At 67.7% G+C, this 23,966-nt stretch carries 25 protein-coding genes and 1 tRNA gene; 14 read left to right on the forward strand and 12 right to left on the reverse strand.

All coding sequences use genetic code 11. The annotated features are described in order from the left end of the window. Nucleotides 1–48: 48 nt before the first annotated feature. Nucleotides 49–1,086 carry a pirin family protein gene (locus OM977_RS14485; RefSeq protein ID WP_264354622.1) on the forward strand — a complete coding sequence of 346 codons (1,038 nt, stop codon included), beginning with the start codon at nucleotides 49–51 and terminating at the stop codon, nucleotides 1,084–1,086. Nucleotides 1,087–1,145: 59 nt separating this feature from the next. Here the strand turns inward: OM977_RS14485 and OM977_RS14490 are convergent, their stop codons facing one another. Further along, nucleotides 1,146–2,099, reverse strand: coding sequence for an N-acetylglucosamine kinase (locus OM977_RS14490; protein WP_442960657.1), 954 nt, complete (start codon nucleotides 2,097–2,099; stop codon nucleotides 1,146–1,148). Between the two features lie 36 nt (nucleotides 2,100–2,135). Here OM977_RS14490 and OM977_RS14495 point away from each other — a divergent pair, with 36 nt between their 5' ends. Further along, entirely contained in the window at nucleotides 2,136–3,185 is a 1,050-nt protein-coding gene (locus OM977_RS14495; protein WP_264354623.1) for a nitronate monooxygenase, read from the forward strand. 209 nt (nucleotides 3,186–3,394) lie between these two features. Here OM977_RS14495 and OM977_RS14500 read toward each other — a convergent pair whose 3' ends face one another. Next, a complete protein-coding gene (locus OM977_RS14500; protein ID WP_264354624.1) occupies nucleotides 3,395–4,378 on the reverse strand; it encodes a LysR family transcriptional regulator in 984 nt (327 codons plus the stop codon). Between the two features lie 89 nt (nucleotides 4,379–4,467). Here OM977_RS14500 and OM977_RS14505 point away from each other — a divergent pair, with 89 nt between their 5' ends. After that, nucleotides 4,468–5,742 carry an MFS transporter gene (locus tag OM977_RS14505; RefSeq protein WP_264354625.1) on the forward strand — a complete coding sequence of 425 codons (1,275 nt, stop codon included), beginning with the start codon at nucleotides 4,468–4,470 and terminating at the stop codon, nucleotides 5,740–5,742. On the opposite strand, the gene OM977_RS14510 is transcribed toward OM977_RS14505, so the two are convergent. Next, a complete protein-coding gene (locus OM977_RS14510; protein WP_264354626.1) occupies nucleotides 5,739–6,902 on the reverse strand; it encodes a trans-sulfuration enzyme family protein in 1,164 nt (387 codons plus the stop codon). The two genes, OM977_RS14505 and OM977_RS14510, sit on opposite strands and share 4 nt — an antisense overlap. 132 nt (nucleotides 6,903–7,034) lie before the next feature. Here OM977_RS14510 and OM977_RS14515 point away from each other — a divergent pair, with 132 nt between their 5' ends. Next, entirely contained in the window at nucleotides 7,035–7,541 is a 507-nt protein-coding gene (locus OM977_RS14515) for an Lrp/AsnC family transcriptional regulator (protein WP_264354627.1), read from the forward strand. A gap of 60 nt (nucleotides 7,542–7,601) precedes the next feature. Here the strand turns inward: OM977_RS14515 and OM977_RS14520 are convergent, their stop codons facing one another. Beyond that, nucleotides 7,602–8,843, reverse strand: a complete 1,242-nt coding sequence (locus tag OM977_RS14520) for an MFS transporter (protein WP_264354628.1) — start codon at nucleotides 8,841–8,843, stop codon at nucleotides 7,602–7,604. A gap of 158 nt (nucleotides 8,844–9,001) precedes the next feature. Here OM977_RS14520 and OM977_RS14525 point away from each other — a divergent pair, with 158 nt between their 5' ends. Then, nucleotides 9,002–9,517, forward strand: a complete 516-nt coding sequence (locus OM977_RS14525) for an Lrp/AsnC family transcriptional regulator (RefSeq protein ID WP_264354629.1) — start codon at nucleotides 9,002–9,004, stop codon at nucleotides 9,515–9,517. Between the two features lie 75 nt (nucleotides 9,518–9,592). Further along, the gene (corA, locus tag OM977_RS14530) at nucleotides 9,593–10,588 is read left to right on the forward strand and encodes a magnesium/cobalt transporter CorA (protein WP_264354630.1); all 996 of its coding nucleotides are present in this window, start codon (nucleotides 9,593–9,595) and stop codon (nucleotides 10,586–10,588) included. A 41-nt stretch (nucleotides 10,589–10,629) separates the two neighbouring features. On the opposite strand, the gene OM977_RS14535 is transcribed toward corA, so the two are convergent. Both OM977_RS14535 and OM977_RS14540 read right to left on the reverse strand, forming a co-directional pair. After that, nucleotides 10,630–10,953, reverse strand: a complete 324-nt coding sequence (locus OM977_RS14535; RefSeq protein WP_264354631.1) for a hypothetical protein — start codon at nucleotides 10,951–10,953, stop codon at nucleotides 10,630–10,632. Between the two features lie 85 nt (nucleotides 10,954–11,038). Further along, the gene (locus OM977_RS14540; protein WP_264354632.1) at nucleotides 11,039–12,631 is read right to left on the reverse strand and encodes an ABC-F family ATP-binding cassette domain-containing protein; all 1,593 of its coding nucleotides are present in this window, start codon (nucleotides 12,629–12,631) and stop codon (nucleotides 11,039–11,041) included. Nucleotides 12,632–12,978: 347 nt separating this feature from the next. Between OM977_RS14540 and OM977_RS14545 the strand changes: the two genes are divergently transcribed. Beyond that, nucleotides 12,979–13,887 (forward strand): neutral zinc metallopeptidase, encoded by a 909-nt coding sequence (locus OM977_RS14545; protein WP_264354633.1) that lies wholly within the window; start codon nucleotides 12,979–12,981, stop codon nucleotides 13,885–13,887. A gap of 81 nt (nucleotides 13,888–13,968) precedes the next feature. Here OM977_RS14545 and OM977_RS14550 read toward each other — a convergent pair whose 3' ends face one another. Next, nucleotides 13,969–14,964: a patatin-like phospholipase family protein gene (locus OM977_RS14550; RefSeq protein WP_264354634.1), complete on the reverse strand. Its 996-nt coding sequence runs from the start codon at nucleotides 14,962–14,964 to the stop codon at nucleotides 13,969–13,971. A 485-nt stretch (nucleotides 14,965–15,449) separates the two neighbouring features. Between OM977_RS14550 and OM977_RS14555 the strand changes: the two genes are divergently transcribed. Beyond that, on the forward strand, nucleotides 15,450–15,995 hold the full coding sequence (locus tag OM977_RS14555) for a hypothetical protein (RefSeq protein WP_264354635.1): 546 nt from the start codon (nucleotides 15,450–15,452) through the stop codon (nucleotides 15,993–15,995). A gap of 59 nt (nucleotides 15,996–16,054) precedes the next feature. On the opposite strand, the gene OM977_RS14560 is transcribed toward OM977_RS14555, so the two are convergent. Next, the gene (locus OM977_RS14560) at nucleotides 16,055–16,315 is read right to left on the reverse strand and encodes a hypothetical protein (RefSeq protein ID WP_264354636.1); all 261 of its coding nucleotides are present in this window, start codon (nucleotides 16,313–16,315) and stop codon (nucleotides 16,055–16,057) included. A gap of 429 nt (nucleotides 16,316–16,744) precedes the next feature. Here OM977_RS14560 and OM977_RS14565 point away from each other — a divergent pair, with 429 nt between their 5' ends. The 3 genes from OM977_RS14565 to OM977_RS14575 all read left to right on the forward strand — a co-directional run bounded on the left by OM977_RS14565 (nucleotide 16,745) and on the right by OM977_RS14575 (nucleotide 18,640). Beyond that, complete coding sequence (locus OM977_RS14565; protein ID WP_264354637.1) at nucleotides 16,745–16,873, forward strand: hypothetical protein; 129 nt, start codon at nucleotides 16,745–16,747, stop codon at nucleotides 16,871–16,873. A 205-nt stretch (nucleotides 16,874–17,078) separates the two neighbouring features. Continuing rightward, nucleotides 17,079–17,366 carry a hypothetical protein gene (locus OM977_RS14570; protein WP_264354638.1) on the forward strand — a complete coding sequence of 96 codons (288 nt, stop codon included), beginning with the start codon at nucleotides 17,079–17,081 and terminating at the stop codon, nucleotides 17,364–17,366. A gap of 233 nt (nucleotides 17,367–17,599) precedes the next feature. Beyond that, complete coding sequence (locus tag OM977_RS14575) at nucleotides 17,600–18,640, forward strand: AAA family ATPase (protein WP_264354639.1); 1,041 nt, start codon at nucleotides 17,600–17,602, stop codon at nucleotides 18,638–18,640. A gap of 219 nt (nucleotides 18,641–18,859) precedes the next feature. On the opposite strand, the gene OM977_RS14580 is transcribed toward OM977_RS14575, so the two are convergent. The 4 genes from OM977_RS14580 to galU all read right to left on the reverse strand — a co-directional run bounded on the left by OM977_RS14580 (nucleotide 18,860) and on the right by galU (nucleotide 21,834). Beyond that, nucleotides 18,860–18,935, reverse strand: a tRNA-Ala gene (locus OM977_RS14580). 253 nt (nucleotides 18,936–19,188) lie between these two features. Next, the gene (locus OM977_RS14585; protein WP_264354640.1) at nucleotides 19,189–19,890 is read right to left on the reverse strand and encodes a hypothetical protein; all 702 of its coding nucleotides are present in this window, start codon (nucleotides 19,888–19,890) and stop codon (nucleotides 19,189–19,191) included. Between the two features lie 400 nt (nucleotides 19,891–20,290). Then, complete coding sequence (locus OM977_RS14590) at nucleotides 20,291–20,911, reverse strand: GNAT family N-acetyltransferase (protein ID WP_264354641.1); 621 nt, start codon at nucleotides 20,909–20,911, stop codon at nucleotides 20,291–20,293. Nucleotides 20,912–20,916: 5 nt separating this feature from the next. After that, nucleotides 20,917–21,834, reverse strand: coding sequence for a UTP--glucose-1-phosphate uridylyltransferase GalU (galU, locus tag OM977_RS14595; RefSeq protein ID WP_264354642.1), 918 nt, complete (start codon nucleotides 21,832–21,834; stop codon nucleotides 20,917–20,919). Between the two features lie 110 nt (nucleotides 21,835–21,944). Between galU and OM977_RS14600 the strand changes: the two genes are divergently transcribed. The 3 genes from OM977_RS14600 (at nucleotide 21,945) to OM977_RS14610 (ending at nucleotide 23,935) form a co-directional block, all read left to right on the forward strand. Next, the gene (locus OM977_RS14600; protein WP_264354643.1) at nucleotides 21,945–22,583 is read left to right on the forward strand and encodes a 5-formyltetrahydrofolate cyclo-ligase; all 639 of its coding nucleotides are present in this window, start codon (nucleotides 21,945–21,947) and stop codon (nucleotides 22,581–22,583) included. 135 nt (nucleotides 22,584–22,718) lie between these two features. Next, the gene (locus OM977_RS14605; RefSeq protein WP_264354644.1) at nucleotides 22,719–22,976 is read left to right on the forward strand and encodes an FmdB family zinc ribbon protein; all 258 of its coding nucleotides are present in this window, start codon (nucleotides 22,719–22,721) and stop codon (nucleotides 22,974–22,976) included. A 359-nt stretch (nucleotides 22,977–23,335) separates the two neighbouring features. Beyond that, nucleotides 23,336–23,935 carry an RcpC/CpaB family pilus assembly protein gene (locus tag OM977_RS14610; RefSeq protein WP_264354645.1) on the forward strand — a complete coding sequence of 200 codons (600 nt, stop codon included), beginning with the start codon at nucleotides 23,336–23,338 and terminating at the stop codon, nucleotides 23,933–23,935. Nucleotides 23,936–23,966: the final 31 nt, after the last annotated feature.

The following is a 23,966-nucleotide window of genomic DNA, read 5'->3' on the forward strand; positions in this document are numbered from 1 at the left end:
GGAGCACGGGCCCTGCCGGATCGGGCGGTTCCGTCCTAGAGTTTGACTGTGACCAACCTTGAAGTCCTCCCGATCGAAGAAGTCTGTCCGCCCGCGCACGAGGGCCCCGGCGCCGGCCCATGCCTCCAGCTGTGGCCCGCCCGCGAGGTGCCGCTGGGCGGCGTCCGCGCCATGAAGGTGTCCCGCACACTGCCGCAGCGGGGGCTGCCCACTGTGGGCGCGTGGTGTTTCCTCGACAGCTTCGGCCCCGAGCGGGTCGCGATGTCCGTACTCCCGCACCCGCACACTGGCCTGCAGACCGTCACCTGGCCGCTTCTCGGAACCATCCGGCACCGGGACAGCGTGGGCAGCGACGTGCTGGTCCGGCCGGGCGAGCTCAATATCATGACCGCCGGGCAGGGCGTCTCACACTCGGAATTCGCGGTCCTCCCCGAACCCGGAGGCGAGGGAGCGGATGGGCCCTCCGGGCAGCTGCCGCTGCAGCGCGGGCTCCAGCTCTGGGTGGCGCTCCCAAAGCACGAGCGGCACCGGACCGCCGCCTTTGAACAGCACCGCGAATTGCCGCGGGTCACCGGGGAGGGTTACGCAGCCACCGTGATGGTGGGCAGCTTCGCCGGCACCACGTCCCCGGCGACCATGTTTTCCCCCATCGTGGGGGCGGACTTCAGTTGCAGCGGCAGGGTCAGCCTGCCGCTCAACCCGGACTTCGAACACGCCGTCCTGGTGCTCGACGGCGGCCTCAGCCTCGACGGCCAGGAGGTACTTCCCGGTCCGCTGGGTTACCTTGGCACCGGCCGGAGCAGCCTTGAACTGGACGCGCTCCCTGGCACCCGGTTTGTCCTGCTCGGCGGCGAGCCGTTCGAGGAGGAGCTGCTGATGTGGTGGAACTTCGTTGGCCGCACCCACGCCGAGATCGAAGAGTTTCGGCGGGACTGGGAAGATCAGGCCAGGCTTCCGGATTCCGCTGCCGCAGCGGCGCGCTTCGGGCTGGTGCGGGGCCACGGCCCGGAGGCAGGCCGCGAGGCGGGGCGCATTCCGGCCCCTCCCCTGCCGGGCGTGCAGTTGAGGCCGCGCCGCCGGTTCTGATTCCGCGGCAGGTCCAGGTCGGCCGTCAGCCGCTCTCGACCGTCAGCCGTTCGCGGCGGTCAGCCGTTCTCGGCGACCAGCCGGAGCACGCCGAACACCGGATCCTGGTCCAGAACCCGGACGTCGCTGATGCCGGCCGCCGCGAGGGTGGAGCGGAACGACTCCTGCAGCCGCGGGACCTTCATGCCCAGCCCGCCGCCCAGGATCACCGGACCATCGAGGCCGAGCTGCCGGAGCGTTTGTTCCGCGAGCTGCGCCAGGTCACGGCCGGCCTGGTCGACAAGTTCGCGGCTTTTTGCATGGCCCGCGTCGGCCGCCTCGACCACGAGGCGGGCCCGTTGAGCCCAGTAGCGCCGCCCGGTGGAGACCGAGTGGAACAGCGCGATCAGCTTGTTGGGGTGGTCCAGTCCGCAGGAGGCCAACAGGGCGGTGGTGAGTTCGTCCGCTTCCTGGCCCTGGTTCATCCGGCGCAGGCTGTGGCGGACGGCCTCGCGGCCCAGCCAGTAGCCAGCGCCCTCGTCGCCCAGCAGATAGCCCCAGCCGCCGGCACGGGCCTCCTCGCCCTGGCTGTTCCGTCCCCAGGCCGCGGAGCCAGTGCCGCCGATCACCGCGACACCGGTACTGGCGCCTCCCGCGGCGAGCAGGAGGCGGGAATCGTGGACCACGGTAATCCGTGCGCCGGGCACGTGCGGCGCAATCAGCGCGGCGAGCGCAGCGGCGTCGTCGTCGGTGTCGATCCCGCCTGCTCCCGCATACACCTGCGCGACGGCTCCGCTCCCGATCCGGGAGAACAGCTCGGCGAGGTTGGCCGCCGCTTCATCGCGGCTCACATTCTGGACATTTGAGCTGCCCACGGACTCGTCCGCCACGGCCCGGCCGTCTTCGAATCGGACGCCGTGGGTCTTGGTACCGCCGATGTCGAGCCCGATCACGGCGCCGCCGGGTGTAACGGGGGCGGTACCTGAAGACGGGGAAACAGAGTCCGCCGCCGGCGGGATGTCAGTATTAGTCACGAGAACAGCCTACTGAATCGTCCCCAGGAGCAAGCCATGCCGCACGACCTCTTCGGTACCCGCATTATCGCCGCCCCGATGGCGGGCGGAACCTCCACCCCGGCGTTCGTGCAGGCCGTCCACGCGTCGGGCGGCCTCGGTTTCCTCGCCGCGGGATACAAAAGCGTGGAGGCGATGCAGGCGGAGATGCGCACCACCCGGACGTCCGGCGCCCGGTTCGGAATGAATGTTTTTGTCCCGGACCCGGTGCAGCTGCGTCCCTCCCCTGCGCTGGTCGCCCGGCTGGAGGACTACCGCTCCCGGCTCCGGGCCGATGCGGCCCGGTATGGCACCGAGCTTCCACTGCTTCGGCTCGACGACGATGACGCTTGGCAGGGAAAGATCGACGCGCTCCTGGCCGACCCGGTGGAGCTGGTCAGTTTCGTCTTCGGCCTCCCCGGCCCGGAAGTGGTGCGCGCCCTCCAGCGGGCCGGCTCCGCGGTGCTCGCCACCGTCACCACCACGGGCGAGGCAGAGGCTGCCGCGGAGCAGGGCGTCGATGGGCTGGTGGTCCAGCACTGGAGCGCCGGCGCCCACAGCGCCGCCTTTCAGTCCGGCGCCGGAGGACGGAGCGGCGGGCCGGATGGCGGCCGGCCGGGCACGACGGCGGAGCTGGTCGCTTCGGTGCGGTCCGCCGTCGACCTTCCCCTCGCCGCCGCGGGAAGTGTCATGGACCGGGCGGCGCTGGACGCCGTACTGGCCGGCGGCGCAGAGGCTGCCCAGCTGGGCACAGCCCTCCTCCGCTCGGACGAAAGCGGTGCCCGGAAACTGCACAAGGACGCCCTCGCCAGCCCGCACTTCACGCAGACCCGGCTCACGGCCGCCTTCACCGGCCGGCCGGCGCGGGCGCTGGTGAACGAGTTTGTCCGCGACCATCCCGACGCCCCCGAGCTGTATCCGGCCGTCCATCACCTCACCGCGCCGGTGCGGGCGGCGGCAGCTGCCGCCGGGGACCCCGAGCGGCTGAACCTCTGGGCGGGCACCGGGTGGCAGCAGGCGCAGGCCGGACCGGTCGCGGGTATCCTGGCCGGACTTCTGGGCGGCTGATGGCCGCGGCGGCCCCACCCGCAGGCCGGCGCCCCGGCAGCCCCACCCGCAGGCCGCCGGCCAGGCAGCCCCACCCGCAGGCCTCCGGCCAGGTCGCCGGAAACGTGCGGGTTCGCCGGAAGGTTCCGGCGACTTCGCAGTCTTCCGGCGAACTCGCCGACTTTCGCCAGCCGGCTGCCCCGTCGGCCGCCCAGGTGGACCGCTGGACCTCAGCTGCCGGAGCGTTCCCGCACGAATCCCGCCAGCAGCGCGGGCCCCTCGCTCAGGACGAGCTCACGGAACAGCCGCACCGGATCCGGTTCGGCGTCCGCTCCCCCACGGCGTTCCCGCCAGGCCAACCCGATCTCCCGGTAGGCAAGGCGGGAATCCAGGGCGAGCTCGACCCAGCCCAGCTCGCCCGAGTCCGCCGAGGGGTTCCTGCCGGGGGCAGCACCGCCCGGCGGCAGGATGCTCACGCCCAGCCCGGCCGAGACGAGCCCCCGGGCGGTATGCGTGTCCTGGCTTTCGAAGGCGATCCGGGGTCGGAAACCCGCCTCCCGGAACAGCACGTCGGTCAGGGAGCGCATGCCGTAGCCCGGCCCCATGGCCACAAACGGCTCCTGCCGGATCTCCTCGAGCCCGGCGCGCCGGCGCTTCGCCAGCCGGTGCCGGTGATGGACCACCAGGCGCAGCGGCTCGCGGTACAGCGCGGCCGATCCAATGGTCCGGCTGGGCGCCGCTACCGGTGCGGTCAGGGCCACATCGGCGTCCCCCGCGGCGAGTTCCGTAAGGCAGCCGTCCCTGGCGCCTTGGCTGAGTTCGAACGCCGTCTGCGGATGGCGATTGCGGAAGGCGCTGATCAGCAACGGCAGCATGGCCTCGCCGAACGTGTGCTGGAAAGTGACCGCGATCCGGCCGCGGACAACCTCGGACTCGTGCCGGACCAGGTCCAGCCCGGTCTGGAACTCGCCCAGCGCCGCCTCGATGTGCGGCAGGAGCGCTTTCGCAGCAGGGGTGAGCCGCACCCCGCGCCCGTCGCGGATGAGCAGATCGGTGCCGACGATGGCGCTGGCCCGCGCGATCCCGCGGCTGACGGTCGACTGCGGCAGGCCCAGTACCGCGGCGGCGGCCGTCACGTGCTGGGTGCGGCCCAGTTCGGCCAGCAGGGGCAGAAGGGGAAGCAGCTGCACTAGCTGCTTGTGCTCCATGTCCATGAGCGCACTTCCAATCGTTCCGTCTGAAGCATTGATTACATGTAAATCATGCATTGGAAGCATGGCTTTGGGAAGCATATTCTGGGCACATGCTCCGATTCCGCCTGCTCCGCCGCTCCGACGCCACCTTTCCGGCCCCAACGCCCGCGCCACCGTGGGCAGGGCACGCCAAGGGCTCGCAGGCCTACGGCAGGATCCTCGCAGGCCTGAGTTTCGCCGGCGTGGCGACGTTCGCGCAGCTGTACTCGACTCAGGCGGTGCTGCCCATTCTCGCGGCGGACCTCCGGGTGACGGCAGCGGAGGCGGCCCTGACCATCTCCCTTGCCACCGTGGGGCTCGCGGTGACCGTGCTCCCGTGGTCGTTCGTGGCGGACCGCATCGGCAGGGTCCGCGCCATGATGTGGGGCATCTCGGCCGCCACCATCCTGGGACTCCTGGTGCCGCTGGCCCCCAGTTTCCCGACGCTCCTTGGCCTGCGGATGCTGGAGGGGATGGCCCTCGGCGGTATCCCGGCCATCGCCATCGCCTACCTCAACGAGGAAGTGAACAAGGCCCATGCCGCCCTCGCCGCCGGCAGCTACGTCGCGGGCACCACACTGGGCGGACTGGCGGGGCGGCTCGTGGCCGGCCCCGTGGGTGAACTGTGGGGCTGGCGGGCCGCGGCGCTGGCGGTGTCGGTCCTCGCCACGGCCGCTGCCGTCCTGTTCCTGGTCCTGGTGCCCAGGGCGCGGGGGTTCACAGCTGCTGCGGCAGGCGGCTTCCGAGCGGCAGTCCGCACCCTGGCCGGCCACGGGCGTAACCCCAGGCTGCTGGCCCTCTACATCCAGGCCTTCCTGCTGATGGGCGGCTTCGTGGCCGTCTACAACTACCTCGGCTTCCACCTCTCCGGGGAACCCTTCAACCTGCCGGCCACCGCCATCAGCCTGATCTTCCTGGCCTACCTCTCCGGGACGGTCTCGGCCCGCTGGTCCGCGGGCCTGACACTTCGCTTCGGCCGCCGCAACGTCCTGGTCTCGGGGACCGGGCTCATGGCGGGCGGGCTGGCACTCACGCTGACGCAGCAGCTGCCGCTGATCCTGCTGGGGCTGCTGGTGTTCACCGGCGGATTCTTCGCGGCCCACAGCATCGGTGCAGGCTGGACCGGAGTGATCGCCAGCACGGGCCGCGCCCAGGCCGCCTCCCTCTACAACCTCGCGTACTACCTCGGCTCCAGCCTCCTCGGCTGGGCCGGCGGGCTGGTCTTCCAGTCCCTGGGCTGGACCGCGTTGGCGCTGGCCGTGATCGGGCTGGCCTGCACGACGGCGGTGATCACCGCCGTCGTGCATCCCTCGACGCCTCCGGCACCCGACGCGGCAACGTCCTAGCGGGTCGCCTCGATGGCCTGCACGAGGTCAGCCACCACATCCGAGGGGTCCTCGAGCCCCACGGAGAGCCGGAGCAGGTTCGCGTGCGGCTTGGCGCCGGCGGCCACCGGACGGTGCGTGAGCCCCGCCGGGTGCTGGATCAGCGTGTCGATGCCGCCGAGGGACACGGCGTGGGTGATCATCCGGACGGCGGAGGGGATGCGCTCGGCGTGCTCGGCCGCGGCCACCTCGAAGGCGAGCAGCGAACCAGGGCCGGCCATCTGCGTCCCGATCAGGCCGCGCGGATCACATTCCGGCAGCCCCGGGTAGTAGACGCGTTCGACCAGCCCATGCCCGGCAAGGGCGGCCGCGACTTTCTGGGCGCTGGCCTGCTGGGCGCGCACACGGACCGGCAGCGTCGCGAGCCCCCGGTGGAGCAAGTAAGCGGGCCACGGCGTCAGGATGCCGCCGGTCACGGCCCGGATCTGGCGCAGCCTGGTGGCCCACTCGGGAGCCGCGGCCACGACGCCACCCATCGCGTCGCCGTGGCCGCCGAGGAACTTGGTGGCGCTGTGCAGCACCATGGCCGCGCCGTGCTTGAAGGGCTGCTGCAGCACCGGGCTGGCAAAGGTGTTGTCGACGAGGAGCGGGACGCCGTCCGCCGCGGCGGCCACGCGGGCAATGTCCACCAGTTCCAGGCTGGGATTGGCCGGCGTTTCCAGGATGACCAGGCCGGTGTCGGGACGAAGGGCGGCGCGGACGTCCTCGGGCGACGTGAACGTGACCTCGTTGCCCAGCACCCCCGAGGCGAGGAGATAGTCACTGCCGCCATAGAGCGGCCGAACGGCCACGACATGATTTTTGCCCGTGGCCACCACAGCGAGCAGGACGGCGCTCAGGGCCGCCATGCCCGTGGCGAAAGCCACCGCCTCCGGGGTGTCCTCCAGCAGGGCAACGCCTTCCTCGAAGCGTGCCACCGTGGGATTCCAGAGGCGCTGGTAAACGGTGCTTTGGCCTTCCACGTGGGTGCCGCCGGTGGCCATATGCTCATAGGCAAGGCCGCCGTCGTGCACCGAAGGAAGGGGCGCCGTGGTGGATAGATCGATGGGCACGGCGTGCACGCCCAGTTCCGTGAGGCCGTTCCGGCCGGCGTGGACGGCCAGCGAGTCTTGAGAAAGCACCTTGCTCCTTATGAATATTCACCATTGAATGCGGCAAGTATCTGGCAATAATTCGGACTTTCACAGAGCGTACGAATGGAACTGCCGGAATCCACCGCTTATGATGAACTCATAACACTTTAAGGAGGATCCGTGACGAGCAGTGCGAAGAATATTCGGCCGGGGGCGGGCGCAGGCGAGCCGCTGGATGCGGTCGACGAGCGCCTTCTCGCCGCGCTGGTGGCGGACGCCCGCATCTCCAATAAGCAGCTGGCTGAACTCGTGGGCATCGCGCCGTCCACGGCCCTGATGCGCACCCGTGCCCTCTCCGAGCGCGGAATCATCCAGGGCTTTGAGGCCAAGCTCAGCCTGTCGGCCATCGGACGCTCGGTGCAGGCACTGATTGCCGTTCGGCTCAGGGCCCATGACCGCGAGCAGATCGACCGTTTCACCTCACGGGTCCCCAAGCTCCCAGCCGTGCTGTCGACCTTCCATACGTCCGGCTCGGTGGACTACCTGCTGCACATCGCGGTGGCCACCACCGAGGATCTGCGGGACTGGGTGCTGGACAATCTGGCCACAGATCCCGTGGTGGGCCACACCGAAACCACGCTGGTGTTCGACCACATCCAGGGCAACCACGGGCCGCTCCCGGACTGACGCCAACCCGACGAAGCGTGCCCGCGGTGCCAGCCAGCCCCGGTGCCGCGGGTCCCGGGGTCAGGCCGCCGGGCGTAGCGCCGCCCGCAGGGTGATTGCGGCCATGGCGGCTGCCATTACCGAGCACAGCACGACGAATCCGGCGACGGCCGCCTGGAGCCCCACCGCTCCCGCCGCGAGCCCCAGCCCGATGACCGGGAGGGCGCTGCCGAGGTAGGTGATGACGTAGACGGTGCTGATGATCTGGGCGTGCCGCGACGCCTCGACCTTTCCGGCCACGTCGTTGAAGACGGTCCGGAAGGAGACGCCCTGGCCGAGGCCGGCGGTGATGCTTGCGAGGACCAGCAGCCAGGGGCTGCTCCACGCGGCTGCCACGGCGATGAACGACACGGAGACCGCCAGCAGGCCCAGCCCCACCGGCACCACAAAGCGGCCGCGCACGGCGATCAACTGGCTCACGGCCGACGAGCCAAGCGTCAGCCCGGCCAGGAGGCCGATCAGCGGCCGCGATTCGGCGTGCACGATCTGGGCAAAGTAACTGGGCGCTAGCGAGAGGCAGAATCCGAAGACGGTGAAGCTCAGGAAGCCCACGGATGAAGCCAGCCAGAAGGCACCCCGCGCCTCCCTGGACACGGATGGCCGGCGCGGCGCCAGAACACGCAGCGGTTGCGGACCGGCGGCCGCCCTGATGGCCGGCCGTGCTTTGAGCAGGAACAGCGGGACCAGCAGCGCGGCCAGGACGCAGGAGTGCAGAAAGTAGGGTGTTGACGTCGGTCCGGGCAGGAGCGAGAGCACTCCGCCGACCGCCGGCCCGGCCGCTACTCCTCCGGCTGACGCCAGGAGGGTGAACCGGGAAGCCCACTCGGGACGGCTGGGCAGCAGCTCACGCAAGGCAGCGGAGCTGGCGCCGGTGGCGAGCGCCACTGCGACGCCCTGCAGCACCCGGCCGGCGGAGAGCAGTAGCAGGCCGTCCGCCGAGGCAAAAACGGCACCGCCGGCCAGCCCCACCAGCACCGCCAGGACGAGGGCAGCCCGGCGTCCGATGTGGTCGGACCAGTGCCCGGCGAGCATCAGGGTGGCCACCAGCGCCAGGACGTAGGCGGCGAAGGCCACCGTGACATCCAGGGCGGTGATCCCGAGCTTGGCCTGCAGCAGGGGGTACAGCGGCGTCGCAAGGTTCGCACCGACCAGCAACGCGAAAATCACGACGCCGGCCAACACCAGCCGTGCGGTAACGGAAGCATCCCAGCCCCAGCGTTCAGCGGCGGCCGGGCGCATGCGGAGTTCGCTGAAAACAGTCATGTCCGTGCCCCTGCGGAAATCGGCCTTCGCAGCGCACGGGGTGGAGGCGCTGTGAGGTCCGGTCGAAGATTGATACCTAAAACAATGCGGCATTCGTGACTTATCCGGCGGGTTTGCATGCCAGAATTGATCAAAACCATCAATTGCGGACTGCCGGAATGAACAGGAGTGATGATTTGAACTCCCTGGACCCTACTGACCTGAAAATTCTGCTCGAACTGATACGTGATCCCCGGATCCAGATCGGCGAGATCAGCGAAACGCTGGGCATCGCGAGGAACACCGCGCAGTCGCGGCTGCGGCGGATGCAGCGATCCGGGCTCCTGCACGACGGCGGCCGTGAGATCGACCTCGAGGCGGTGGGCTACGACGTCGTCGCTTTTGTGACCATCGAGGTGAACCACCGGGAGCTGGACGGAGTGGTGGGCGCCCTGCGCCTGATCGCGCAGGTGCTGGAGGTCCACGAAATCTCCGGGCGCGGCGATGTCTGGTGCCGGGTGGTGGCAACCGACACGCACAACCTGCAGGCCGCCCTGCGGTCCATTCTCAGGATCAAGGGCGTGATCCGGACTGAGACAGTTCTGGCTTTGCACACCCATATCCAGTACCGGACAGAGCCGCTCATCAGCCGCCTGTCCCAGGGCAGCAGCCTGGCACCGGGCCGGTCCCAGTGACGGCGGAACCGGGACGGCCCGCCCGGCCCGCCAGGGCTGGCGCCCGGCCCCCGCAGCAGGCACCATAATTGGGCCGTGACTATCATCGATAACGCCGTCTACGTCGACGGCGTCCGCAGCGCTGAACCGGAAAGCCTCGAGCAGACCTTCGAAACCCTCAACAAACATGGCGGGATGGCGTGGATCGGTCTCTACCGGCCAACTGAAACGGAAATGGCCGCCGTTGCTGCGGAGTTCGAGCTGCACGGGCTGGCCGTCGAGGATGCGATTTCAGCTCATCAGCGCCCGAAGCTGGAGCGCTACGGCGACAACCTCTTCACCGTGCTCAGGCCGGCGAGGTACATCGACGAGAGCGAAACCGTGGAGTTCGGCGAGCTGCACATCTTCACCGGCAAGAACTTCGTGGTCACCGTGCGACATGCCGAGACCGGCGGGGTCGCACAGGTGCGGCGTCGGCTGGAAGGGCGCCCGGATCTCCTGCGGCACGGTCCCGAAGCGGTGCTGTACGCCCTGCTGGACCAAGTCATGGATGACTATGTCCCGGTGGTGGCCGGCCTGGAGAACGACATCGATGAGATCGAGGACCAGTTGTTCAGCGGGGACCCCAAGGTGTCCCGGCGGATCTACGAACTGGCGCGCGAAGTGATCCAGTTCCAGCGGGCCATCCATCCGCTCCCCGCCATGATGCAACAGCTGCGCCGCGGGTTTGAAAAGTATCAGGTGGACACGGAGCTGCAGCACAACCTCCGGGACGTGGAGGACCACGTGGAGCGGCTCATCTCCCGCGCCGATTCCTTCCGCGACCTGTTGCAGAACGCCCTCACCCTCGACGGCACGCTGACCGCCAACCGCCAGAACGAGGCTAGCGCGCTACAGAACGAGCAGGTCAAAAAGATCTCCTCCTGGGCCGCAATCCTCTTTGCGCCGTCCTTTGTGGCAGGCGTCTACGGCATGAATTTCGACCACATGCCGGAACTGCACTGGACGTTGGGCTACCCCATGGCCATCCTGCTTATGGCAGCGACGGCAGCGCTGATGTACGCCATCTTCAAGAGGAAGGGCTGGCTCTAGCCGCCAGCCAGCCATGCGGCGGGGCGGCGCGGCGCGCCCCGCTATCGGGAGGAGCGCCGGTTCCGCGCCTGGGCCAGCAAGCGGGTAAACGCCAGCACAAAGAGGACCTCGATCAGGATCAGAAGCCCCAACCCCAGCCACTGTCCCCGGGCCACGAAGTCGACTACCCCGATGACCACCAGGACGGTCCCCAGCGTCAGGGCATAGACGGCGAAGGCGGTGGCCACCCTGGCGCTCCGCACCCCCGTGCGGAAGCCGAAGCCCTGCGGCTCGCCGCCGGGATACCCCGCGATCCGGTCCGGGCCTGCCGGCTTCAGCCGGTCAAACTCTTCCCACGGGTCCCGATCCTGATCCTGCTCAGTCATATTTCCATTATCCCGCGGTTCAGTGCGCCCGGACCTGCTCCGGGGGTGGCAGGTCCGGACGCGCAGCCTCGGGGCGTGGCCCGGGCTAGGCGGCGCGTACGTCGATTTCGCCGGCCTCCGCGCCGTCAGCGCCGAAGACCAGAAGCCGGTTCGCGATTTTCTCGCTGAAGAACCGGTCGTGACTGACCACCACCACGGCCCCCGGGAAGTGGACCAGCGCCCGTTCCATGACCTGCGTGCTGGACATGTCGAGGTGGTTGGTGGGCTCGTCGAGCAGCAGCACGGACGCGCCGGACAACAGGCACTGCGCCATGGCGACCCGTGCCTTCTGCCCTCCGGAAAGGTTTCCGATCTTCTGCTTGAGATCGGCCTCGGAGAACTGGAACATCGCCAGGAACCTGTTGACGGACTTCTTCGTGGCACTGAAGGCCAGGCTGTCCGGCAGGGCGTTGACCGCATGGGAGACTGTGTCGCCGTCGTCGAGGTCCTCCAGCATCTGGTTGTACGAGACGAAACCCGGCCCCTTCGCCCAGGTCACGACGCCGGCGTCGGCCTGCTCGTCGCCGGTCAGCACCCTGAGCAGCGTGGATTTGCCGCTGCCGTTGGCGCCGAGCACCACAATCCGGTTGCCCCGGCGGATCTCAAAGCCCAGGTCCTCGAACAGGACCTTCTCGCCGTAGGACTTGGCCAGCCCCTCCACCCGGCAGAGCACATCCTTCACGTGGAGGCCGCCGTAGATCTCGGTGACGATCTGGTCCACCGGCCGGGGCGTGCGCGACTTCTTGATCTTGGCCAGCTGGTTCCCCAACCCGCGGCTGGCCGCCTTGGCGGCTTCGCGGCGGTCGGCGATGCCCTCCGCCTCAAAAGCCAGCAGCTCGGACTCGTGCACGAACTGCGACTCAAGGGTCTTGAGGCGGAACTGCTTCTGCATCACATACTCGGCAAAATTGCCCGGGTACTCGTGCAGATGATAGTGCTCCACCTCGATGATCCGGGTAACGACGGCGTCGAGGAACTTCCGGTCGTGGGAGACGATGATGGCCGCGCCACGGAAGTCCCGGAACCAGCCCTCGAGCCATTCGACGCCGGCCACGTCGAGGAAGTTGGTGGGCTCATCCAGGAGCAGGATGTCCGGGCCTTCAAGCAGGATCTTGGCCAGGGCGGCGCGGTTGCGCCAGCCGCCGGACAGTTCGTCGATGGCGCAGCTGCGGTGGGCCTCGTCGAAGCCCAGGGTGGTGAGGACGGTGTCGATGCGGCGCGGATAATCCCAGCCGTCCAGCCGGTCCATGTCCTCGAAAAGCTCAGCCTGGCGCTGGATGAGACGGTCCAGCTCGGCGCCGGCGGGATCCTGGGCAATTGCGGCATCGATGGACGCCAGTTCTGCCTCCACGGCCTTGATCTCTACGAACAGGCCGTCGAGCGTCTCAAGGATTGTGGCGTCGCCGTTGAGCTCGGAAAACTGGGAGAAGTAGCCGACCCTCGTGCCCTGCTCCAGGGTTACCGTTCCGGAGTCAGGTGCCACCTGATCCAGGACCAGTTTGAGGATTGTGGTCTTGCCCGAACCGTTCTTGCCGATCAGGCCGACGCGGTCCCCGGCTTCGAGGCGAAAAAATGCCTCGCGCAGGATCTGGGTGTTGTCATAGCGGACGCTGACGTCGTGCAACCGGATCAGGCTCATTGGCTGTCCTCTCGAGGGGTGTTCCTGGGGCGCCAAAGAGAAAGCCCTCCATGCCGGCGGGTACGCCGGCCGGGAGGGCCACGCTTGTAGGCAGCCGGAATTCGCTCCGGCATCCCTGCCATTTTAGTCCATCCGGAGCACCGGTGTTTGGCCGCCGCGGCCGTGACGGCAATGCTGCGGAAGCTTCCCGCTCCAGCGGCAGGGGATTGCGGATTCATAACGCTGGCCCGGAGACATGGACACCCGAATGGAAGGCTCCTATCCTTGTGCCCTGGGGGATTGACTCACATGGGTCACGTCGGACACGGCAATCACTTTGGTCTCATGGATAACCGAGGAGTCCCCCCATGGCCCGCCACGTAGCAGCAACTATCCCACTCCTACTGGCAGCGGCAGCGATGCTGCTGACCTCGTGTTCACCGGGCGGCACCCCGCCCCCGGCGGCAGGGACCACCGCAGCCGCCACCGGGACGTCGTCCCCGGGCGGAACCGCTACCGGAACACCGACGGCGACGGCGGCCGAGACGGCCGCGCCAACCACCACCGCGCCGGAACCTCCCCCGACCACGTTGAAGGCGGCCGTCCCCGCACCGGCCGATAAATTGGCTGCCAACCGGGCGTCGCTCTACTGCCCGAAGGGCGCGACGGCTGGCTGCCGCAGCTACGCGGACATGGCGGGCTACTTCGACACCCTGCTCGCCGCGGTCACCCCACTGTTCGACGAAAAGTACGGCACAGTCAGCCGCCCGGCGGCTCTCTACTACGTGGCCGCGGGCCTGACCGGGCCCACCGCGTGTCTCAAGGACGACGAGACCCCCGACCCGTACATCAGCACCGATCTCTCCTACTGCTCGGTGGACCGGGCGATCTACACCGGCCAGGACGCCCTGTGGGTGCTTTACAACGGCGTCGGCTTCGCGGCTCCTGCTGTTGCCTATGCCCATGAATGGGGACACCATGTCCAGACCTTCATGCAGGTCCCGGAGCCGGAAACGCCCGAGGAAAATGCGGTGCTGGAAAAGCAGGCCGACTGCATCGCCGGGGCCTGGGCGCAGCATGCAGCACAGGCAGGGAACCTCAACTTCCCGGCGGATCTCGGCGATCTGAACGCCGTCATGGCCGCCGTCGCTCCCCCGGATCCGGGCGAGGTGGCAGTCCCGGTGGCGGAGCGTGTGGCCGCGTTCCAGCTCGGATACACCAGCGGCCTTCCGGGCTGCAACTCGTTCACGCCGGAAACGCCGATCCTCGCGGGGTAACAGACTCGGGAGCAGTTCCGGCGTCGGCGATCTTCAACCAGGGCGGTTCCGGCGCTACCGAGTCGTCTGATTTCGAGGGCGTCAGCGCCAGAATTCGGTGAGCTGCTCGGCAAGGGCTGTGCCTTGGTCGTAGCCGGCTCGAGCGGCCGGCGGACGCAGCGACAGATCCATCGCATTGGCGCCGAACATGTCCCGGTGGTTGCTGTCCGGGACGACGGTTTCGACCTTGCTGCCGCGGGCGCGTAGTTCGTCGACCTGCGCTGCAAGATGCACGGCCCACTCCAGCGGCGCCCGTGATCTGCCGCCAAGTGGTGACAGCACCAGCACCCGCCCGTACCCGGCTGCCAGATCGGCATTCTCACTGGATCGTCGGTAGGCGCCGTCGATAAATCGGCTGTCGCCGATCCCATAGGCGAAGCCGCTGGCACAGCTGGCGGCGACGGCATCCGCCAGGTCGACGCCGCTGTGCCGGTCAAACACGACGGGTTCACCGGTATTGGCATCGACCGCCGTGATGAGCACCGTTCGTTGCGGCCAGTGCTGGCTGGGCAGCCGGGCTGCGACGGTAGCGCGCCACTGCGATTGCTTGGAACCGTCCGACGCCGCACCCATTTCGAGCGCGGCCGCGCCCATTCTGCGGCGCATGTCGGCCGCATCCTCAGCGTCCGCGATGATTCGGCTCATTCTCTCGATGTGGTTCGCCACCGGCCCAATGCGAACGCGTCCACCGTCGGATCCACCCGGAGCAGTCTGTGGTTGGGGTGCGGCGGAAAGGGTGGCGGCAAGCAGTTCAGTCGGGCTCGCGTTAGTAATCTGGGCCGCGGCCGTCGATCCGGCCGACGTCCCGATGATGAGATCGGCCTCGGTCACGTCCAACCCGGCATCAAACAGGCCGGCGATGACGCCTATCAACCACGCATTGCCTGCCGATCCGCCACCACCGAGGACCAACGCTCGCTCGCCCGCGGCGCGCACCCGCCTTGAGGCGTCGACCTGCGGCTGATCCTGGTCGGACCTGGGCCGGTCGGAGGCCGACGTCGAGGTGAAGTGCCGAGTTGAAAAAGGTGTTGTAGTCATGGGAGTCGCCTTTCGCGAATTGCCTGTCGGGCGCTCCCGGAGGCGACTATCTCAGTCGCGCGGCCGTGTACTGCAGGGGAGCGCCCATTGCGGATACTGCGTTCATGGGTCTCACCTCCTGCCGATAGATCACGATCAACGGGACGCTAGCACGCTGGCAATGCGGTGCGCAACAGGCATCGTTGACTCATGGGAAAGGTCCGCGTAGCGGGATACGTTGCCTCATTGGAAAAGGTCCGGGAACGTTGGCCGCGGACATCCTTGAGGGATGGGATTGACGATGAGCCAGCGCAAGGCCGTCACGGTGATCAAGGCCCGGGCCTATGCTCGCGGAGCCGGCCGGAGAAGGTGCGGATCACCGCACCATCAGCCGCCGTCTTACCCCGGCGGCACCAACGGCTGATAGTTCAATCAGGTATGGGCGAAGCACGCCACAAGGCCGGAAAGTAGTCACTCACGGCACCGCCGAGGATGTCGCGTCGGCGTTGGGCCGCCGGCTCGCGCCAGAGACCAAGTGGGCCGATCTTTCCGGCGCGTACGGGGAGCCTGCGTCTGCGCAGGGGCTGGGGACTGTCTACCCGCCTGAGGAGGGACGGCTCGACGCCGCCGGATTCCGCGCCCTGGCCCGAGTGCTAACGAAGACGACCGACGGCCCGTTCCTGGCAGCATTCTGGACCGGATGGGACCCGATCTCTGCCGACAGCGAGGCAGCACGCTTTATCCGCCGCGGCGACACCGTCGTCATCCAGGGCGAGCAGTACATGCTCTTCAGCATTGAAAGCGGCGAAATAGCAGATGCGAGTTGGATGAGCGCGCTGGCGTTCGGATGGACTGAAGGAAACGGGCTTACACCCAATTACCTGTGGCCCCCAGGCGGCAGCTGGTGCCTGGGCACGAACATCGACCTTGACTCCAGCATCCTTGGAGGGCCCGCACGGGTTCTGTCCGAGGTGGAATCACTGCCGGAACTCGAAGCTCTCTACGTCACCCCGTCCACGGACCTGGCCTCGTCGGTACCGAAAGCCCGCTGACACAACTGAGGCCGCCGTGCTCCAGGCGCGGCGCCCTCAGTGATCAACTCTGGAGGGACCTACTTACCGCAGGCCAAAGGCGACTTCACCGTCGAGACTGACGAATAGTACATCCGCCCGGCCTGCACGCTGGTCCCGTTGGTCGTCTGCACGTACGTCGAGGTGTTCCTATTCTTGCAGAACCACTCGAGCGAGGTCAGCGTCAGGCTCCGGGTGTAGTAGCCGGTCTGGCCTCGACTCGCCATGGGGACCCAGGAAAGGCCTGCCCATTCCACCATGTACAGCACGCTGGTGTGGCTGATCTGGCTCGGCGTTCCCATCAGGCATTTTGTATAAGGCTTGGCCCCAACGGAGCCGTAGCCGGACGATGACCGCAGGTGGACGACTGAGGGGTAGAGGGTGCACACCTACGGGTCGAAGGTGGCTTGCGTGGTGATCATCCCGCTGGTGGCCTCAGTCGGCACCTGCTGGTAGATAACTGGCTGACCGGCGATCTTCTGCAGCTTCTTGAGTTCGGCGACTTCCCTAGCTGTCGCCTTGCGTTCGGCCGACTTGCCGGGCCCCCTCCTTGGGTGCGGCGTTGGCGGCCGGTGCCGAGGTCAGGACGAGACCGGTGATCGCCAAGGCGGCGAGCAGCCCCGAGACTCTTCTGTGCATATTTCCCCCTATTTTTCTTGGCTGTCCATGACCACTCAACTGACTTTCCAAGGGCTCCTGGACGCCATCGCCGCGGCCCCCAGGACGCCATCGTGAAGGTTTCCGGCTTCGCCTCGGCCGGCAACGCGGGTGAGATGTTCCGCAGCCCCCCATTCCAGGACGGCGTGTCCATCGCCCACGGATTCGAAAACGGCACCGTGGAGATGAATGCTGCCGAGTAGGCCGGCTTCATGCGGACCGGTCCGGGGCTGACCTGCTATCACTTCAACCTTCAAGGCTCCGCTGACCAGCACCTGCCGGCACCTAAGTTGCCCGTGAAGACCGCAGCAGGGAAAGGAAGGCCCAATGTGGGCGAAACCGACTGGTAGGGACGACACGCGGGGACATGTCCGCTTGGACGTCAGTGGCCGGTGCCACCATCGAAGTATGAGCGTTCCAACGGTGGAAGCAGCGATCAACGAGCTCATGGACTGGGCCTGGCACGCAGTCGAAGAGCTGCTCGCGAGACGCGGGCTCCTGGGCGACGGCCTCGTCGTCGAGGACTTCACGGGGCTGACCTCGTGGCTGGAAGACGCCACCAGGTACACCGTGGTGCACTCCCGCTCGGCCGCGGTCCTCTTTGTGGATACCCAGCCGGTCGACGCCATCCCCTTCCACCGCGACCTGCTGGGCGCCGACGACCCCAAGGCCTTCTTCACCCTCCCCCGGTCATAAAGGAAGGAGACGCCGCGGTGGCCTGTTTAGCGGCGGTCCCGTGCATACACATAGTGACCATGACGACCATTGAAGCATTTTCCCTCCGCACCGGGGACGAGGCAGCCCACCGATTGCTCCACAGTGCCCGCGCCCTCTCGCAGCGAGCCTGACGTTGCCCTCTCACCAAAAGGGGGTTGATTCCGGTAAGGCCAACCCCATCCCGGTCGGGAATCGAGTACTACAGTGGATGCATGGCTACCAGCCGCAATCCGCTCGACGACCTGCGCGAAACCATCGGCCATCTGGCCGATCAGCTCAGGCTGCACGGTTCGGAGCGCGTTGATGACCTGGTCGGCGATCTCATCGGCGCGAGGCCCGGGCCGGCGCGTCCGCTGTCCGAGGTGCAGGCCGAGCTCGACGCGCTGGTCGGACTAGAGACCGTGAAGGAACAGGTGCGGGCGCTCGTCGCACTGCTCCAGGTCCAGGCCCGCCGTAAGGCGCACGGCCTGCCGGAGGTGGCCACATCACAGCATCTGGTGTTCCTCGGAAACCCGGGCACGGGCAAGACCACCGTGGCGCGGCTCTTGGCCGAGATGTACCGCGCGGTCGGTCTGCTGCAGAAAGGCCACCTGGTCGAGGTCGACCGTTCGGGCCTGGTGGGGCAGTACGTCGGCGCGACCGCCATCAAGACGGACCGGGTGATCCGGCGTGCGCTGGACGGCGTCCTGTTCATCGACGAGGCCTACGCGCTGGCTCCGGAGGACGGCCGAATGGACTTCGGCCCCGAGGCGATCGAGGTCCTGCTCAAGAGGATGGAGGACCACCGCCACCGCCTGGTCGTGATCGTGGCCGGGTACCCGCGGCTGATGGAGTCTTTCTTGCTCTCGAACCCCGGACTGCGCTCCCGGTTCGCCCGCGAGATCACGTTCCCCGACTACTCCGTCGACGCACTCCAGACGATCTTCCACCAGATGCTGGCCCAGCACGAGTACACGCTGGAGCCGGATGCGGACCAGATGCTGCGCCGCATCTTCACCGGGCTCCACGCGGGCGAGGACTCCGGCAACGCACGGTTCGCCCGCACGCTGTTCGAGCAGGCGATCAACCGGCAGGCGCTGCGGCTGTCGCTCGACGAGGAACAAAGTCTCGACGCGCTTGATCGTGAGGCCGTCATGACGCTCACCGCGGACGACATCGTCAAGGCCACGCTGGCCTTGGGCGAGGAACCAGAGCCGGAGCCGGAACCGACGCCGGAACCGGAGCGGTCACGCTGGTGGCGCTGGCTGGCCTAACCGGATCTGCGGCGGCTGTCGGGCGAAGGCTCGTCCTGCCCTCGAGCGGAAAAATCCCAACTATTCCGCTGTCGTGCAACCGGAGGACAACTTTCCTACCCACCCCAAGCGTGCTCGCTACGCCGCATGCCTGTGCCAAGGGGCGGCGGCCGTTACAAGGCCCGAAGTGTTATCAAAGTGTTTATTCAGGGTCCACCGCGACCCCAAAACCCTTGCAAATGGTGGAGCTAAGGAGATTCGAACTCCTGACCTCTTCGATGCGAACGAAGCGCTCTACCAACTGAGCTATAGCCCCGAAGCAACGCCGGTCCAGGAGGAACGGCGTTGCCGGTGAACCTAGGCTACAAAGTATTGGCGATCTTTGCCAGCCAGCCACGCAAGGTCTCGCTGCCGTGTCGCGCACCACTGATCATGTCCAGCACGGCCAGGAGACACTTTCCAGCGGCTCGTGCGGCAGCGGCCGCGGCGCGTCCGTTTGAACCGGTCGCCCGCTGGACGCAAAAACCCCGGGCGGCCGCAGTGGGCTGCCCGGGGTTGCGAAGAACGAATCAGGCGCGGCGGCGCTGGAGGACGTCATCCAGGTTGCTCAGGGCCCGCTGCCCCTTACCAACGACTTTCGCGTCGTCGTCAGCGCCGGCCGAGGCTGCAGCCGCCGCCTGGTTGAGGCCCTGCTTCAGCGAAGGCTTGCCGACTGCCTTGGGGGCTTCCGGCAGATCCAACGGCTCCGGAGCCGCCCGCTCAGCTTTGGCGGCCTCGACGTACGTGGGCTTGGGCACTTCCACCGGCTCCCAGCTGGCGGCTTCAGCATTGGACGACCCGGTGTCCAGTGCGGTTGCGAGGTCACCGGACGCCACGGCTTCGGCCAGAGCGGCCTGCCGGAGTTCCTGGGCGGTGAGGGGTTTCGGCGCCGGCCGCGGCGGGGCAGCAACGGCCTGCGCGTCGAAGAGGGGGCTGTCAGGACGCTGATCAGACTCCTGCGACGCTGCTGATCGTTGAGTGGAATCCCCCGGCGCGATTCTGGATGGTGCGCTCATGGCTGAGCGGAAAGCCTCGTCCACCTTGCGCCGGCGATCACGCACAGCGAGACGTCGGAGCAGCACGACGGCGCCACCGGCACCGAGCAGGGCCACCACGGGCAACCAGGACGGGCCGAGTCCAAAAATTCGCAGGGCTGCCGAGATGATGCCGGTGAGCAGCGAGAGCAACCCCGCCAGGGCGAGGGCCAGGCGACCATACCGAATTCGGAACACCGGGGCGGTGGTCCCCGACTGCCGGAGTCCATCCAGGGGGTGGAACTCGTGGCAGGAACGGCGCGCTGTGTACTGGTCATGGGTTTCTCCTGCTGGGGCGTCATCATCATGACCTTCCCGGCTTGGGGGTCTGCTGTTGCAATGTCAACGACATCCGCCAGGAGCTCGCCCGCAGGCTGCAGCTGGTGCCGTCCGTTCCGGAGCACGTAGGGGGCCACCCATACAATCCAGAGCGCAACAGCAATGACAAGGATCACAGAGCTGCTAAGAGGGAAGTCCACAGTCAAAACGGTATGAGCAACACGGCCGACGGGCCCGCATTGGGCGCGGTGTGTCGCGAGGCAACCGGCAAATGACTTGATTTACGACGTTCTGGCTGGTCATCACGGGATTCAGCCGATCAGGACGACCGGGTCTTGAGCCACCTGGAAAGCAGACCCTCGGGCACTTCCTCGGCGGTCAGCGCGAAGGTTCGGTGGTCGGCCCATTCCCCGTTGATGTGTAGGAAACGCGGCCGGTAGCCCTCGTCCCGGAAGCCAAGCTTCTCCACCACTCGGAGGCTGGCCGCATTCTCGGGCCTGATGTTGATCTCCATCCGGTGCAGCCCGAGAGTGCCGAAGCAGTGGTCCGTGGCCATGGCCACAGCGGTGGGGGCGATGCCGTGGCCCGCCCGTTGCTGGTCCACCCAGTAGCCGAGAGTGGCCATCATCGCCGAACCCCAGACTATGGATGACACCGTCAACTGTCCGACGATCACCGGCTCCCGGAAGCCCGGCGTCCATTCCGTAATAACGAACGGCAGCGCCGAGGCTTGCGCCGCCTGTGCCTTGAGGGAGCGCACCATCTGACGGTAGTCGGGAAGTCCGCCGCCCGGAAGGGGGTTGGATGCCTCCCAGGGGGCGAGCCACTCGCTGTTGCGGGAACGGACTTCCGTCCACTCCTTGCGGTCACGGTACCGGATCGGCCGCAGCAGGATGTCACCGCATTCCAGCGTCACCGGCCAGTTGAAGCTGCCCCCCACGGGAGTTACTTTGTCAGGCTGGCGGTGAGGCTGGAGGCGAAGTCGGGCAGCCACTCACGCAGGCCGGGACCGAGGTCATCGCTGTCGCAGGCGAGCTGTACGCAGGCCTTGAGGTAGCTGAGCTTGTCACCGGTGTCGTAGCGGCGGCCGCGGAAGACGACGCCGTACACGCCGTAACCTTCGCCGTCGCCGGCGGCGAGCGTCTGGAGCGCGTCGGTGAGCTGGATCTCGCCGCCACGGCCGGGCGCGGTGCGTTCCAGGACTTCGAAGACGGCCGGGTGGAGGACGTAGCGGCCGATCACGGCGAGGTTGGAGGGGGCATCCTCAACGTTGGGCTTTTCCACCAGCTGGTTGATGCGGACATACTCTTCGCCCTGGATCGCCTGGACGTCGGCGCAGCCGTAGGCGCTGATCTGGGAAGGGTCCACCTCGATCAGTGCTACAACCGACCCGCCGGTCTTGGCCTGGACTTCGATCATGGTGCTGAGGAGCTCATCGCGGGCATCGATCAGGTCGTCGCCCAGCAGAACAGCGAACGGTTCGTAGCCGACGTGCTGCTTCGCGCGCAGGACGGCGTGGCCCAGACCCAGGGGATCGCCCTGACGCACATAGTGGATGTCACCGAGGTTGCTCGCGGCCTGGATGGATTCCAGCTTGGCCGTGTCGCCCTTGGCTTCAAGCGTGGCTTCCAAGGTGGGGACACGGTCGAAGTGGTCCTCCAGCGCGCGCTTGTTGCGGCCCGTGATCATCAGGATGTCGCTCAGACCGACATTTACGGCCTCTTCGACGACGTACTGGATGGCAGGCTTGTCCACGACGGGAAGCATTTCCTTGGGCATGGCCTTGGTGGCCGGAAGGAACCTGGTGCCGAGGCCCGCAGCGGGGATGACGGCCTTGCGGACGGAAGCGATAGGTGTAGTCACCCGACTAATCTAACGGAGGTATTAAACATTCGGTAATTAGCTACAGCCGGTTAAGGGCACGGATCGGCCGCGCATGCGGTGCGGGATGCCCACAGGTGGAAGGCCGCGAGATGAACGCAACGAAAGAAGAGATCCGCGCGAGGCACCGGACGCGCCGGGCACTACTGCGGCCTCCAGCGCTCGACGCGGCCGGCGCAGCGATCGCGGAGCACGGGCTGATGTGGGCGAACGGACTGGCGGGCGGCCAGGCCGGAACGTTCGCCGCCTACCTGGGAGTCGGGAGCGAACCTCCTACCCTCCCCCTGCTGTCGGCGCTGCACGACGCCGGACACCGGGTGCTGCTGCCGGTGTGCGAACCCGGCATCACCCTCAGCTGGGTGTACTGGACGCCGGCGTCCGCCTTTGTCCGCAGCCGCTTCGCCCCAATCCAAGAACCGGTCGGCGAACCCTTTGGTCCGGAGATCATGCGGTCCGCCGTCGGCCTCTTCCTGCCGGCCACCGCCGTCGACCTCTCCGGCAACCGGATCGGCCAAGGCGGCGGGTACTACGACAAGTTCCTGACGACGCTGGAGATGCTTTTCCCGGGCCGGTTCGCGCCGGCCGACGGCGGCGGACGGCTTCCGCCGCTCCCCGCAATCGCCGTCGTCTATGACGGTGAGGTCCTGCCCGCCGGAAGCATTCCCGTGGAGTCCTATGACCGCCGGGTCCCGTCCGCCCTGACCCCCGGCGGCTTCGTCCGCCTGCTCTGAAGCCACGATCCCGGGATGATAGAATTAGCACTCAGGCCCTGCGACTGCTAAGTGCCGGAAGCCGTCGGTAGACATATTGGCGATCCGGACCGGGCAGCACCGGACCTGCTCGTTTGTCCCAAAGGAGGATTTCCAGTGCCCACGTATGCATATGCCTGCAAGGATTGCAGCCACGCCTTCGAGATCGTGCAGTCATTCACGGACAACTCCCTGACCTCCTGCCCCGAGTGCGAGGGCACTCTGCGCAAGAAGTTCAACAGCGTCGGCGTCGTCTTCAAGGGCTCCGGCTTCTACCGGACTGATTCCAGGGACGCCAAGGGCAGCACCGTTTCCCCTGCACCCGCTGCGACGCCGGCCGCTCCGGCCGCTCCCGCTCCGGCTGCCGCGAACTGAACATCCGCTGCCGGCGGCGGTCCGCCGCTTTTCCGGCACCGACGAATCCGCCTTGCGGGTTGTCCACATAGGCACCGCGGCGCCTGCCGCCGCCGTCCCGGTCGGGCTAGCGTGGCGTCATGGCTACAGTCGCTACCCCTGTTCGTACGCGCGGCATTTTCCTTGCGCGGATTCTTCTTGGCGCAGTCTTCCGCACGGGTTCCTTCCTTAGCCGCGGCCGTGCAGCACCACCCAGCCGCTCTGGCCCGCACGGCTACGGCCCGCACCGAGGAAGTCCACCGCGTGCCCGCGGCGGTCCGGGCGGGAGTCGGGGAAGCAGCCGCCTGAGGGGATGGCTGAACCGGAACCGCCGGCTGGCAGTGGCTCTGCTGCTGTGTATCGCGGCCGGGATCACCGTCCAACAACTCACGCCGGCGCCGGACGATACGGTTGCCGCCGTCGCCGCTGCCCGAGATCTGCCGGCCGGCAAAACCCTCGACGCCGCCGACATGATGGTGTTGAACATCCCTCCCGGGCTGCTCCCCGCCGGCAGCTTCGGCGACGGCGCGACGCTCCACGGGAAGCAACTGGCCATACCCCTGCGGCAGGGCCAGCTGATCGCAGACACACAGCTCCTGGGTCCAGGCCTGCTGGCAGGAAGTCCGCCGGGGTCGGCTGCCGTGCCGCTACGGATGGCGGACCCGGCCTCCGTCCGGCTGGTCTCCGCCGGCCAGCTGGTCAACGTGGTGATGTCCGGCGACAACGGCTTTGACCGGCCCGGCACGTCCGAGGTGCTGGCCGCCGGCGTGCCGGTGCTGTGGACCTCCGCACAGGGCGGCAAGGCGGCGCAGTGGCTTGGGGACGCCGAGACGGACGGTCTCATCGTCGTGGCCGCCGATGCCGATCAGTCCCGGCGGCTCGCCGGCGCCTCCACCCAAGGGAAGCTGTTCTTCGTCCTGGTCCCGCCGGTACCTGGCTAGGCGGCGCTCCCGGGGCCCCACCCCGCCGGGT

The organism is Pseudarthrobacter sp. MM222 (genome assembly GCF_947090775.1).
Classification (GTDB): Bacteria; Actinomycetota; Actinomycetes; order Actinomycetales; family Micrococcaceae; genus Arthrobacter.